This is a genomic window from Exiguobacterium sp. EA-TM-5 (assembly GCF_053878415.1).
Window position 1 is genome coordinate 2,108,583 of the sequence record NZ_CM132670.1, and the last position, 13,546, is coordinate 2,122,128.

Annotated in this window: 17 protein-coding genes; 1 reads left to right on the plus strand and 16 read right to left on the minus strand. The window is 40.3% G+C overall.

Features of this window, described 5'->3' with window-relative positions; translation table 11 throughout:
- Positions 1 to 19: 19 nt before the first annotated feature.
- The 15 genes from ACV3PA_RS11035 to ACV3PA_RS11105 all read right to left on the minus strand — a co-directional run bounded on the left by ACV3PA_RS11035 (position 20) and on the right by ACV3PA_RS11105 (position 11,309).
- On the minus strand, positions 20 to 652 hold the full coding sequence (locus tag ACV3PA_RS11035) for a hypothetical protein (protein WP_456124733.1): 633 nt from the start codon (positions 650 to 652) through the stop codon (positions 20 to 22).
- Positions 653 to 667: 15 nt separating this feature from the next.
- Positions 668 to 1,147 carry a hypothetical protein gene (locus tag ACV3PA_RS11040; RefSeq protein WP_456124734.1) on the minus strand — a complete coding sequence of 160 codons (480 nt, stop codon included), beginning with the start codon at positions 1,145 to 1,147 and terminating at the stop codon, positions 668 to 670.
- 10 nt (positions 1,148 to 1,157) lie between these two features.
- Positions 1,158 to 2,330 (minus strand): SMI1/KNR4 family protein, encoded by a 1,173-nt coding sequence (locus tag ACV3PA_RS11045; protein ID WP_456124735.1) that lies wholly within the window; start codon positions 2,328 to 2,330, stop codon positions 1,158 to 1,160.
- Between the two features lie 51 nt (positions 2,331 to 2,381).
- On the minus strand, positions 2,382 to 2,864 hold the full coding sequence (locus ACV3PA_RS11050) for a DUF4304 domain-containing protein (protein WP_456124736.1): 483 nt from the start codon (positions 2,862 to 2,864) through the stop codon (positions 2,382 to 2,384).
- A gap of 56 nt (positions 2,865 to 2,920) precedes the next feature.
- Complete coding sequence (locus ACV3PA_RS11055) at positions 2,921 to 3,466, minus strand: hypothetical protein (RefSeq protein WP_456124737.1); 546 nt, start codon at positions 3,464 to 3,466, stop codon at positions 2,921 to 2,923.
- A gap of 133 nt (positions 3,467 to 3,599) precedes the next feature.
- Positions 3,600 to 4,178, minus strand: coding sequence for a hypothetical protein (locus tag ACV3PA_RS11060; RefSeq protein ID WP_456124738.1), 579 nt, complete (start codon positions 4,176 to 4,178; stop codon positions 3,600 to 3,602).
- Position 4,179: 1 nt separating this feature from the next.
- Positions 4,180 to 4,902: a DUF2750 domain-containing protein gene (locus ACV3PA_RS11065; RefSeq protein WP_456124739.1), complete on the minus strand. Its 723-nt coding sequence runs from the start codon at positions 4,900 to 4,902 to the stop codon at positions 4,180 to 4,182.
- A 30-nt stretch (positions 4,903 to 4,932) separates the two neighbouring features.
- On the minus strand, positions 4,933 to 5,589 hold the full coding sequence (locus ACV3PA_RS11070; protein WP_456124740.1) for a hypothetical protein: 657 nt from the start codon (positions 5,587 to 5,589) through the stop codon (positions 4,933 to 4,935).
- A 29-nt stretch (positions 5,590 to 5,618) separates the two neighbouring features.
- Entirely contained in the window at positions 5,619 to 6,158 is a 540-nt protein-coding gene (locus ACV3PA_RS11075) for a hypothetical protein (RefSeq protein WP_456124741.1), read from the minus strand.
- A gap of 943 nt (positions 6,159 to 7,101) precedes the next feature.
- Positions 7,102 to 7,884: an ankyrin repeat domain-containing protein gene (locus ACV3PA_RS11080; protein WP_456124742.1), complete on the minus strand. Its 783-nt coding sequence runs from the start codon at positions 7,882 to 7,884 to the stop codon at positions 7,102 to 7,104.
- Between the two features lie 34 nt (positions 7,885 to 7,918).
- Positions 7,919 to 8,470 (minus strand): hypothetical protein, encoded by a 552-nt coding sequence (locus ACV3PA_RS11085; RefSeq protein WP_456124743.1) that lies wholly within the window; start codon positions 8,468 to 8,470, stop codon positions 7,919 to 7,921.
- A gap of 179 nt (positions 8,471 to 8,649) precedes the next feature.
- Positions 8,650 to 9,270 (minus strand): hypothetical protein, encoded by a 621-nt coding sequence (locus ACV3PA_RS11090; RefSeq protein WP_456124744.1) that lies wholly within the window; start codon positions 9,268 to 9,270, stop codon positions 8,650 to 8,652.
- A 565-nt stretch (positions 9,271 to 9,835) separates the two neighbouring features.
- Positions 9,836 to 10,384, minus strand: coding sequence for a hypothetical protein (locus ACV3PA_RS11095; protein ID WP_456124745.1), 549 nt, complete (start codon positions 10,382 to 10,384; stop codon positions 9,836 to 9,838).
- A gap of 98 nt (positions 10,385 to 10,482) precedes the next feature.
- Positions 10,483 to 10,983 carry a hypothetical protein gene (locus ACV3PA_RS11100; RefSeq protein WP_456124746.1) on the minus strand — a complete coding sequence of 167 codons (501 nt, stop codon included), beginning with the start codon at positions 10,981 to 10,983 and terminating at the stop codon, positions 10,483 to 10,485.
- A gap of 47 nt (positions 10,984 to 11,030) precedes the next feature.
- Positions 11,031 to 11,309, minus strand: coding sequence for a hypothetical protein (locus tag ACV3PA_RS11105; protein ID WP_456124747.1), 279 nt, complete (start codon positions 11,307 to 11,309; stop codon positions 11,031 to 11,033).
- Positions 11,310 to 11,704: 395 nt separating this feature from the next.
- Here ACV3PA_RS11105 and ACV3PA_RS11110 point away from each other — a divergent pair, with 395 nt between their 5' ends.
- Positions 11,705 to 11,947, plus strand: coding sequence for a hypothetical protein (locus ACV3PA_RS11110; RefSeq protein ID WP_294741609.1), 243 nt, complete (start codon positions 11,705 to 11,707; stop codon positions 11,945 to 11,947).
- A gap of 277 nt (positions 11,948 to 12,224) precedes the next feature.
- On the opposite strand, the gene ACV3PA_RS11115 is transcribed toward ACV3PA_RS11110, so the two are convergent.
- Entirely contained in the window at positions 12,225 to 13,202 is a 978-nt protein-coding gene (locus ACV3PA_RS11115) for a DUF2268 domain-containing putative Zn-dependent protease (protein WP_456124748.1), read from the minus strand.
- Positions 13,203 to 13,546: the final 344 nt, after the last annotated feature.

The following is a 13,546-nucleotide window of genomic DNA, read 5'->3' on the forward strand; positions in this document are numbered from 1 at the left end:
ATCCCCTCTTTCTACCTTGTCATAAGAAGGATGCCGTATGAAAACACTGTAGTTCCTGTTCTTCACTCGAACTTCCCCACGTGCAGACGGCGTAACCTTGTGCTGTCAATGTCGTAACCATCTCGACAACTGGTACGTCTCCCCTTTCTGTTAAGCCGATATCGAGCACCTGCGTTAGTAATTCCTGACAATGTAATGGTCGATCATGATTCGCACAAATAATGGTATACCTAGATGGAGAATCACTAATCATTTCAATGGTTCTCGAAAGCTGTTCGAGACCAAATTCAGCGATCTCAACGTAATATGGTTCTTCTCCGACTTGGATCGGCACTTCTATTCGGGAGGTGAAGCCATCGAGCTTCTCTTCTTGTTCGAGCAAACGCCACAGCTTGTAATATTCAAAGATCCTTTTGGACTGGAACTCATTTCCGACACACACTACTACATAAAAGCGATACGTGCTCAGCGCATACTTTTGCGTTAGCTCGTTACGGAACATCTCACTACTGATTTGTTTGAATTGGACGATTTCTTCTGGAAACAAGAGCATCTCACCGACTACACACAGACAGCAAATTGATGAACTCGCATCCGTCAGACAAGGGAAAATACGTGTCGCATCGCTGTGCTCTTCAAGATACGTTTTCATGGAGCATCTCCTTTTTCATTCCCACTGACACGTCACGCTTTGATTGGTTTCAAATCGTAGATGTACGAGTTCATTTGTTTTGAGATTAGACAGTTTCATCGAACTTTGAGCTTCATTCGTATAAGGCAATTCGAATCTGACACCTTCGATTTTTTTCAGTAAAAAGGATGCCCAGTGTCGATTGTATTCATTCTCGGACAGAACATCCCATAACGCATCCTCACAATGATTTTCCTGGTAGATATACAATTTCATGACCGTATTCTCTGCTATCAAATGTAACCCTGCGAATATAGAAGGGTTTGGAATTCGCGGTTTCTGAATAACCAAGGTATAGCCCTCTTTCAGAAGACGAGCCAAATGTTCGCGGTTATCCGGAATTTCCTCTTCGATGACGGAAGCCGGCAGTTCTCTGATGCGGATCGGCAATCCCACCTCATATTCAAAAGGGTCTTCGAGTGCGAGCAAGTCTTCACGGGAATAGATTATTTTCATGAGATTATCCTCACATTCTTTTATGGAGTGCTTTCAGATTACACGCGCGCCACGCATCACGGACGATATCTTGGAAAGTCGTTGCCTTCGGTTTGAGTTTCAACGTTCTATAGTCGAAGCGATAGACGGCTTCGTCCGGACGCTCTTTCAATACCGCATAGTATTCGTCCTGTTTAAACGACGAGCCAAAAAAGAAGTACTTGTCACGGATCGCATCGAACTCGATTAACGCGTATTCATCGAGACTGTCCGAGAGATTGCCTTGGATCTCATGCGATAACCCGTTCCAACTCGTCAACGGAATACCGTTTAAGTTCAACTCTTCGTCAAAACTTACACCGTTACAAACCCGCAAAATATTTTTATACCACTCTGGAATCGCGAAATGATCGGTCTCGAATGCTTGGATGCGGGCTTCTAGACAAGGACTCTCCACGGACACTTGATAGTTTTGAATGGAGGATGAATAATCATACAAATACAGCTTGTGCCCCACCTTCTCATCTTCGATTGGAATACTGTATTTCAAGGATTTTTGATCGTTCACATAAAATAGTCGCATCGCCTGAAGGATATTCGTAAGAAAAACATCGTCTGGTAGAGCAGTGTTCTGATGATTCAGTCGTGGAACTTCGACGTCTTCCAGCGATACTTCTTCCTCGTCATCGTTTTCTTCAAAAGCCTCATGTTCTCCGAGGACGATCGCAATCCCTGTCTCGTTCTCGTCTTCTCGTCGGACGAGGACTTCATAGTGTCCATCCCCCGTTAACTGAACGGCGACACCGAACGGAAACAGGAAGATCTCGTCTTCCATCATTTCATCTGAGATTGCGATATAGAACGGGTCGATTTCTTCGTCGAACTCTAGCGTATTTCGAATCTCCCAATCGATGGCTTCCCGTCTCCCGTAATCCGCTGTGTTCATGACGACGAGCTGCGCTGAATCGACGACGACTAGATCGGATAACGGTTCGAAATCCGATGGAGCCATCTCCGTTTTTTCGTTCACTGTTAGGTAAAGCAAATTGATTGATTCGTACTCATCTTCGTCATAGAAGACCGTCCAAATCGAACCTTGTTCAACTGGAATTGTCACGTTGTATTCTACATCCGGCTCAAGGAAAGCCGGATCCGAGACGATCAGATTCCCTGTGTGACTTGTAAACGTCCCTAGCTTTTTCATGGTGCACCATTCTTTCTTACAGATTTCCATCATACCGGAACGGATAGTCGCTCATTCTTTCTCTTCATCAAACGATTGATAGAGCGCTCTCTGCCATGCGACAGTTCTCTTCATCCAACTCGGATCCTCGATGTTCAGGTAGGTTAATGCGTCTTTCGCCAAGTCCTCATGTTCTTGTTTTGTCGTTAGCCCATTCATCACGAAAGATTTTCCATCACCGTCAGGCGTTTCAACTAAATCAGCTCCGACGACAAACCGTTCTTCTGCTTTTAAATCAGATACTTTCACTTTATTTGGGAGAATCGTGTCCCCTTCAAAATCGACATAACCAGTCAATGGGACGATACTCGTTTCCATATAAAAATCTTCACTGTATTTCGTTATATAGATCATCAAGATTTCCTGAAAGGAGTCTTGTTTACGTCTAAAATGAGGATAGCTTCCTTTGAATCCATGTGCTCGTAAGTACGGCACCATGATCGTTTTCATCGCTTGTATCATCATCTGCCGATTTCCGAGAGTAATTAATCCCACGCGTTTCCGCCCTTTCTAAACAGCTGAGGTCATTGCATTGTTGTAACTCAACCCTTTTATTCTTGTTGCATCCGCCACTCCATGAATCCGGTGGTTTGCTCTTGCTCGAAACGAATCCAATCCGTTAAGGTTTGATTCATCTTCTGCCATTCGTTGATACATTCCGATTTCAAAACCGCATCTTCGAGTTGCTCGATTAACAACCAAGCCTCTGTTAAGGTTGCTGCATCCTCTTTTATTTCTCCTAAATACAAGTCTTCATCGAGATGATGGAAAGAATACCAAAGTCCATACAAATGATGATCAATCATCGTCTCGATCGCTAACTGCTCCCGTCTTCCCCCTCGCGTAATCGCTTCTTGTAAGTAGATGTAACGGTCATCTTCATCAATGAAAAGACCATACCAGCGATACAGTCGGACGTCATCCGGCAACTCTTTTATCCACTTCTTCAAAGTCGGTTTTAGAAGACGTTCTTTTAGCGGATGAATCAAGAGGAACGAAGCGTCTGTCTCTCCTTCACAGGTAGATAATAACCAACTCACAAACGTCCGCTGTCGCTCGAAGTTCCACGTATTCGCTTCTTCAATGAATCTATCCATATGTACTAACCACTTTTTGCGTAAGCCACGATTTTTGGCAAGAAGAGCGGTGTGAAGACTTGGTAGATCAGAAACGATAGGGTCTTGTAATAACTTATCCAGAAGCGACATGTTTCATCTCCTTTTAAAAATGTCATTGCTCCACTTTCATTTGTTGTCTCGTTTTTCGAAGATGAAACCATAATAGTATTCCTGTGCCTATCGAAAGAACCGGGAAAAGATACGGGATGTATGATTCCTGCTGATGAATCACGTGCATGAAAAAGTAACTAACGAAGCAGACAATTCGAAGCCATGTAGGAAGATAACCTTTACCGAGAAAAGCTAAAAGCATCAAAGGAATACCCATTCCAAATACTACAATTGGTAAGACAGAGAACGGTGTCACGAACTGAAACAGACCAAGTCCCATAAGGATATAGGCGAACCAGGACGTCCGTCGTCGAAACTTCTCGCGTTCCTTTCGTCCAGGTTGTATCCCGTAAATATCATCCTGCTTGTATCCTTCCGCTTGTTTCTCGGCAATTAGTTCCTCCATCCGTCGTTTCGCTTGACGCCTCGTCGAGTACTGTTCTTCCTTCTCATCTCTGACATCTTGATCCAACTTCCATTGCTCGGTGACACCGTGATGGATCTGGATTTTTCGACCATCACGATACAAGTACCAAAAGTACGTAATGCCATCCACCTGTTTTCTGAGTGTCTGAATCATGTTAACCCTCCAGATCTGCTAGGACATCTTCTGGATCCAGCTCAAGTCCGACGAGCTCCGGTCCCCAATCCAAGCCACAATACAGTCCGTCGTTAATCATGTTCGGTAACCAGCCATTCATGTACAAATCCAGGTCTAAGCGAATCAGATGATAGTTCGCCCATTCCTTCGTTTGCAGTGCTTTTGCCGCCGCTTCCGTCGAAAAGAATAATAGGACGTCCGTTTCCTCTTGATTCGACGGACAGTACACCCAGCCCGATTGTTCAAACTTCGATAGACCATAGACAGCGCCCGTCTCAAGAACTGTCTGTAAGAAGTCTTCTGCTTGTTCCGCACTCTGCTCCATTTGTTGGTCCTTTTCTACGAACGCATTCAACGTCGGTGCTACCGGGAATAGTTCTTGTTCTTCGTGGTCCCACAAGACGATCGTCTCTGTGTCCGGAAGTTGATATCCGAGTTCGTCACCCGTTCCGTCCGCCGCAATCCGCAAGAACCCTTCTGGATACTCTTCTGCATCTGTCAAATTGACACGAACGAGATCATCCCACGTCCACTTGATATACTGCTCGTCCTTGATCGGATGAAACTCCCATTCTCCGACATTAAACTTGTTTTCGTGCTTGTACCGGTTTCGTAGTTCTTTTGGTAGATCGAAGCCGAGTGCTGTCTCTACCTCTTGTAGTCTCTCTTCTGTAACGCCAGGTAATCCGATTTGATATGTCATTTTATATAACTCCTTTGATCTTCAATTGAATTATTCGAAGGTATTTAGTTCATGATCGATCTGATAATCCGTTGGTAAAATCGCTGTTAGCTGATCGACATTTTGAAAGGCATTTCCATTCGAAAACCACATGAAACCGAGCGCATCATGCGACGGAAGGATGAACGGTAATCCATCACGTGTATCAACTACATGCGTGTATTTCGCTTTTTTAAAGATCCATCTCCTAGAAGTCTTCAACTCAAACGTAGGTCGAGCGAATGTGATGAGGAACGTTTCACTATAAGCAGCCCGAAAGAAAGACTCTTTTAATACGAAATGTAAATCATCCACACTCAACACTTCGATACAACAGTAAAAACTGGTGCGTCGCTGATCGCCTTCGTACCGTTGATGTTCGTGGCATACGAATGGTCGCGATTTCAAACGGTCTAAGAGATCCATCTCATCTTCCATCTTCTCATCAAAATTTGTTGTAATATATACAGGAAATTGATTGAAGCGAACTAACGTGTCATACAATACCTTCTCTGTCAATTCACTTGTAAAGCTACCTATTGTATGGTCATAACACATGGTTTCGTAGATAGTTTGCAGTTGACTAAGCACATTAATTTCATATATCCGAAGCTTTCGCTGAATATATTTTGTCTGAAAGCCTTGTTCAAAGATTGTCAGCTCGTTCATCCTGTCCCTCCTACCTGTGTCGTCATTGCTCAATTTTTTCGGTTAAAGTTTTTTCCTGCCGGACAGAGCCCGGTCAAGCGTCTGCCATAATGAACCTTTGCCTGCCCGATTCGGATCTTCGTCACGCCATACTGTTCCTTAAAATAATCAATGACGGGTTCGACGATCTGAGATGGTTCGAGGACATGAAGGACAAATTCGATTGCCTCTGGACCATAATCATCTTCAAAGAAATAACCGTTGCCGATTTGAAAAAGAAATCCGTTGAAGTCTTCTTCAATGTTCGAACGATGTTCACTAATGAGATCATATTCCTTATCCTGACAAAAGATCTCGACGACAACTTCTTTGTAATCCACTTCTTGAACGACGGAGTATCCGTCTTGTTCTTTTTCAGCTACGAGCTCCCGAATATAGGCATCCAGATTAAAAAAGCGCGAGAACTTCTGCTCGCTCATTGGTTCTTTTAAGTGCTCTCCCATGATGCCGTGAAATATGTAAAGTATCCGTCCATCCTTTTCGAACAACCAAAAATGATTCTGACCATTAATCTGTTTGATGAGTTGCATGACCTTCCTCCCATATTTATAGTTCCGCGAACCTTTTTCTATTTAGCTGCGATTCACTGTATTAGCATTCGTAAACGTTGCATTTTGAAACCGAACCACTTGAATCGCCTGCTCTTCTAATTCTTCGATCTCAAGATGACCATTAATTTCACCGCAGTAGGTTTCTAAATGCTCTATGTAATTTATTTTTTCTCATTTCATGACATAAAAGAAATGCTCTTTTAAAAAATCATCGTCTACCATATATTATATGTTTTATGATACATTTTTGGAATTTTTTATTTAAATATCGATATAATATCTGTCTTCAATTTAGTAAAGAAAATGTTTTATGAATAAATGGTGTTTATCTTCGGGAGGAACACTACTATGTGCTTGATGTGATTAGGAACCCGATACTTTCTGAGTATATCTCCGTATTGAATCTCTTCAAATGTCGTGGCTCTTTTGCGTGAAGAAGGTCGTTTCACATGAATTTACTGGAACAACAAAAGATGACTCCGGTCAAATACCGAAGCCATCTTATAGTAACGTAAAAAAATAAAGGTATTATTATTAGCGTGTCCAATCGTTAGGCAGCATTCACATGTAACGATTTTGTTTGAAGTACTTTCCTTCGATCCATGTCCATACCCGATGTCCTAAGTAAACATCAATTATGCCAATGATTAACGCAACGACAATCATGAGAATACCACTCATATCAAAAGCGATTATAGGGTATAAAATTGTAAATACTACACTCAAAAGAATAGGAATCGTGATCCCCATCCAAACAGCATTAAATACTATTGCCTTCCACACTCAAATCATTCCTTTACTTAGTAATAAATTGCTTAAGTTTAGCATGTGATAAACAGAAGAGGTGAAGTATGTGTCGTTCTCTAATAGTCCAAACGCTTGAACTCAATATATCGTTAAGAGAAGAGGACCTACGAATCCATCAAAGCATTCCATCGAAGAGTTTGAGAATTTTTTTATTTTTATATTCCTTCGCATAATCAATGGCCGTTTTTCCATTGGCATCCTGATGATTCGGATTTGCTCCATGTTGTAGTAATTCGTGAACGACCTTATCGTGATCATAACTAACTGCTAACATCAGCGGCGTCGCGTGACTATCAAACGGGTTTTCAGCTTCCACTTCCGCCTGTCCCTCAATCAGTGCTGTTACGGCTTTTACATGTCCTTCTCCTGCTGCAGTGTGTAACGGTGTGAATCCATGTACCGTGCGTAGATTCACATCTGCCCCGGCTTGAAGTAAGACGTTGATACACTTCACCTTATTTTCTTGTGCCGCATAGTGGAGTGGCGCGTATCCATCTCCACCCCCATCGAATCGATTGATGTATTGTGTTTCGCGAGCGAGCGCCTTAAGGATTTTTGAATTGCCAGTTTTACTCGCAATCACGTGCAACGCATTATACCCACCCGTATCGATCTCAAATGATACTCCTTGCTGAATGATTTCAATCGCAATATCCGTTTGATTATCGAGTAGCGCGATATGTAAGGGTGAGAACCCCTCGCGATTCTGTTTTTCAAGATCTGCGCCGCTCTCAATCAAGAGCCGGACAATTTCCAGATATCCTTCTTGGATTGCCCAGTGTAGCGGACTGTATCCTTCCCCATCCAGCAAATCGATGTCCGCCCCGTCTTTGATCGCTTTTCGAACCTTCTTTAAATCTCCTTGGAAAGCATGGTCATTCAATGCATACCTCGACACGCTTACTCCTCCTTTTAAAACTTATATTCAGCGCTTAGTGTATATTCGATTTTAACGTATATATGTGATTGTCTTTCGGTTGGATTACAATTTTTTTATCGTATAACGCTCCAACCTCGTGAACGGATTGGTTGTCATCGTCATCCACTTCGTCCCATTCCTGTTCTTCTACGTAATAGCTGACCATAAATGCATCCGCATTAAACCATCCGGTCAAGTAGTCAGGCAAAGTCTCTTGAAACGGCTGCAACGCCTTATACTCAAACGGAAACGGTGTCTCATTCGGATTGAGCGAATGCACGTATACGGCATCTAGCGCAGCGTCCTGTTGCGAAATTTCCATCCAAATCTGAAATGGTTGATTCCATTCATGTAGCCTAGCATTCAATTTCATCATTAGATCAAATGACGCTTGAAGGTGAAGCTTTCTGTACCGTATAGATTCATTTCCACGTCCATAAAAATCAAGATGGGTATGCCAAAAATCGAACCAACTATCGTCGCTAAAGTCTAAATTGTGCGTCTCGAATAATGGCTCTTTTTTTAAGTTGCGGAAGTATCTTTTTTTACCTCTGAATTTTTTCATATAAGTGCTCTCCTTTATTCTTAAATTCAAATTCTATCGAATCAATTTTCTAATCTAATGAGACATACGAAAAGAACGTATCCAATTCAATGTCGAAATGGATATGCTCCTCTGTAATCCAATCTTTTCATAACCTGTTTTCTTAAAGGGGGTGATTCGCTCACTTATTCATAGAGTGATTATTTTTCTGTTCCTTCTAACTCTAAAATTATCTCTCGTATAGCTGGGAGTGAGTGGTCGAGGTCGACCCAAACTTGAAAATCATGTTCAAAGTAAACCTTTTCTCTTCTCATTTTTTCGAACGAGTTTTTATTATCAAATTCAATCATCCAGTCCATATTTTTATGAATGTCATCGATTTCATCGACTTCTCCGGCATCCATGTACATCTGGACTTCTTCAAGTGATGAGTTGAGAAGCGCTTCATATTCTTTACTCGCCTCACCAAAACGGCTTTTTACCATTTCAAAAATAGACGGATATTTTCTAAGCGCCTTATTAGAATCAAAATGAGCTTGATTATACCATGTCCAAATCAGCGACCATTTACTTACGAGCTCATCGATTAGATAGTGCCCCATATCAATATCCATTTTGTCGAATTTGAAATGGCATGCATGTGATCCATAGTTAGAGAGTATATCCATGATGACTACGGAGTGATTCACCGTTTCAGGATGTTCAAAAAATAAAATCCCTCTTTCGAATTGGCTTGAAAATTCTTCAATCGATTGGATTCGTCCATCCCGACCTTTGAATTTCAGCTCAAACTTATCAATTTTTAAAACTTGATCATTCACGTAGTTAAAACCTCCATAGTTGGTAAACTGGATCGAATTAATCAATGATCAAATCAATCCCTTTTTTAGATCTATCTTACGTTCTCGAATCACTTTCTTCTTCACTTGAATCGTATTCCTGTTCATTCCATAGACGTTCAAATTGCCTGTTCTACTCGCAACCACGTACAACGCATTGTATCCATCCGAATCAATCTCAAAAGATACTCCATGGTGAATGATTTCAATGGCAATCTCCATTTGATTATCTAAAAGCGCGATATGTAAGAGTGAGAATCTTTCGCGCTTCTGTTTTTTTCAAGATCAGCACCGCTCTCAATCAAAAGCCGGACAATATCCATAAACCCTTTTTGGATCGCTCAGTGAAGCGGGCTGTTTCCTTCCTCATCCAGCAAATCAATGTCCGCCCCGTCTTTGATCGTTGTTCGAACTTTCTTTAGCTCCTCTTGAAAACATGATCATTTAATGCATACTTGGACCTATGCAATGTTTCTTCTAATAGTTATCAAAAAGCGATATCGCCTTATTTAGACCTGCTTCAGCTTATTCTTTTGCTAACGATGTCTTACTTTGAACTGGTTGTTTCGTCTGAAGCAGGTTGACCTACTGTAAGAATCGTCTTATAGATTTCTTCAAAAATGTTCTCTTTTTCTTGTTGGTCTGGTTTCGGGTTATGTATGCCATATTCCCAACTCCTCTCGACTTTTCCCTTTCCATAATAGACCCCTGTGATATAGCTATTGCTACCGGTCTCGATTTCATCTTTATATGATACCTCTGGATTAACGAAAGGCGCATACGATTTTTTACTACCGATGAAGAAAAAAGGAACTCCGGATTTTTTGTAGACAGTCGCATACTCTTTTTCAGACGCTGCTTGTAAGTGCTGCTTGTCTATGAATACCGCATCAAACTTTTGTAGATTACCTTTTAAATCAGTCAGTGATATCTTCTCGACTTTAGGTTCAGTCGTGACTGTCGGAAAACGTCCTACAACAGCAACGTTTAGATCAATTTTTTCATGGATTGGCTTATTCTGAAATTCGCTATGTTCGCTACATGCGGAGAGAAAAATACTTCCGAATAGGAACGAGCCAATTAAGGCTTTATTCATTCCACTCTACGTCTCCTTTATTCAAGCAACTATACAACATCTCGCTTGATTGATTTTAATCTACAAAAAAGAATGCCTATATAGACATTCTTAGTGATTCAAGACCATTTTTCTTCAGCATCCATCCAACAATTGTTTTTTAAATCAAGAGAGTCATCACTATCGTGCAAAGTAAAGTACGATGGAAGATCTAGTGACGCTCCACCAGCTTTTTCCCAACATCTTTTGAACCACTGTGCAAAAACGTTTTGTTCTTTTGAAATTAATATTTCTTCATTTTGCTCATGAAAATCAAAAAAAGTATCGAGTTGATTGTCGTTCATTTGATGATATTCGACTTCTTGTAATACATCTTCGCTCCCAGCAAAAACAGTTGAATCGTTTCCTTCGTTAAATACTTCATTTGCTTCGTTATCCATTGAGAACATGATGACCGAAAGTTCAAATCTAGTCGGTTCAATGAATGCTGTGAAGTCCAGTACTTCGATGTCCTTTGAGAACGGATAAGAAAAGATTTTCTTGAGTTGGTCCACCACTAAACCTGACTGCTTTTCAAGATGGACCTCAATTGAATCAATATAGTTTTCGACTGTAAACACGATAAGTACCTCCAAGCATGAATTTATCAATTTATGTTATTTATTCGTCAGCTTTGCTTAATGTTTTCACTATGTTTCTCTTGAAGTCGTCTCTCTAGAACTAATACGTATATTACAGCAATCAATACTCCTATTATTCCTGGCAAAACTGCAACGATGGGATCCTTCAAATATGCGAATGGAATTAAATACGTAAACAACATCTTGATTCCATATGAAACCAACAAAGATGTCAGTAAAACTAAGGTTGTAGTTCGCTTTTCAATATTCCCAAAAAATTGACGTCTTTGTTTCTCTATCTTATGTATACCGAGCCAAGATAACATCTTCAAATCTCCTTTGTTCGTAGCTAATACTCGACCACCATCACTCTACCATACGACCTTCTATTTGTATTAAAAAGTAAGTTTATTTTAATGATTTTTACCAAAAACTCTTGTCATTATAAAAAGGATGCATAAGGGGATAATGAAATCTGACGCGTTAAGTAACCGAAAAAGAATTTTTTTACGGTGTTTGTTCAAAAAATTTTCTTTTTTGCACAAAAATTTCGACTGGCAATAGGCAGAAATTTATTTCAAATTAGCATCAATAAATTTCTAATACAATAGATAGGAAGACAGACGTCTAGAAGTAAAACATACACTTTTAATTGTTTTAACATCACTCTATTTTTTGTATACTAATAATGGAATTTATACAAATAAAAGGAGGTCTTTTCTTGAGAGCAAAACTCGGCTGGATTTCTATCGGATTAATGATTCTTACTTTCTTGGTACTTTTTACATTCCCGATCAACGGGTTTTGGGGCGACGCCATTCTCATTGGTGGTCTGGTCCTTGCATTATTAGCTGCTATCTTTAGTAATAGAGGTATAGGCAAAGTGTTAGCCTTTATTTTAATGACAGTTCTTTTAATTTTGTTTGTACTATCCGTTTTGAATTTTTTAGGGATATTCGCATAAAATCGTATAGTTCAAACAGGATGTCGAATGTCTATCCTTTTACAAAGATATGACTGTCTAAAAAGAACGTTCCCTCCTAGAATATATGCAAGAGAGAAAACGTTCTTATATATTCAGTAGATCGTCACGCAACCATTTCATCACAACTTTATCTGACCGTACTCTCTTCACATCCCCCATTATATCTTCGATTGCTTTTGGAGTTTTGACCTTTTAGGATCAAAGTGTTTACTATCCACTGCAAAAGTCAGTTTTTTAGAAATCCACCTTCCCATCTTTACTCAAGAGCCGACTTAAATTTTCCTTCATGAATGACATCTGAAACGGGTGTTAATGAAAACTCTTGCAGTGTCTGCTCAGATTTTTTTTGTCGGAAATCTGCCATTAACTCCGTTCCTAAGCTGTAAATTGTCAATCGAGGAATCTCCTTCGCTTCATTTCCAATGCTAAGTTCTTCGTAGCTTAAGGAGTTGTTCTTGACCTGTTCGAGTATCTTCTTTTTATCGCTGGAAGCTATCTTCTCCGTTTCTATAGGGGGCGCTTTAGGATAAAGTACTTGCGCAAACACCTCCGCTTTACCTTCGAATATGAGATAGTCGATAGAACTTGGTTGTCTGATTTCAGGATGTTCGTTCACTACGGAATGATTATACTCATGTGCGATGACGTACTTTAATATCTCATGCGTATACTCTTCGCCTAACATAATCACCATACTACCATCGCTCATCGCAAAACCCATCAGTCCGCTCGTCGCCTTTGCGGCGTATCGATGCTCTTCCGACAATGGTAGCATTAAGATGATCTTATCTTTACCAGGAAGGTGGTCAGCTGATTTTCGGAGTGCCTCATGAACAGATTTCATATTTTCTTTCTCTTCATCCATCAAACGTTTCGTCAATTTTTTTAAATCGCTCAAATAGGAAGTGGCGGTAAACACGTCATTGAACCCCTTAAAATCAAGAAAGATATCCTGCTCTTTCTGAATGCGATCCAGTTCCCGACGGACGGTTTTATCGAAGATTCGCTGTATATCCTCGTCTGTGACATTTGTGTCCTTCATCTTTTTCTGAACTTTTGTGATGTAGTCGATATAGGCTGGGTACAGTGTAATGATTTTTGCATGCTGGTCCTTCGCTAGTTCCACTTCTCGAATAGTGGACTTTGGTTTCTCAGCCGGCTGCGTCGGTTGGGATGTACACCCTGATACAAAACAGATGAGTATTGAAAAAAAGAACGCTATACATATTCTCAAAAATATTTACCTCCTTAAATATAGATTTACTAGGATTGTTCTCTAATCGTTCTGACGCTCGTCAAGAAAATTCACATTTATGTCATAGAAGCATCATCGTACCAAGATCAATTCACGTATTTTTACTTTCAGATCGTGCATTAAACATCATGAAGAAGTGATATCTCATTTTAGTAAGTAGCGGAATGTTTCTCCATTAGTAAAACCCCTTATTATTGAAATGATTTTATCGTATAATGCTTATAAAAGGATTATATAGATTTATTTTCCATATTTCTATAAAAAAATAAGCTAGGGTTCATTAATATCTTCGATTCATCAGGTCGATAGCTATTTTTAATGAA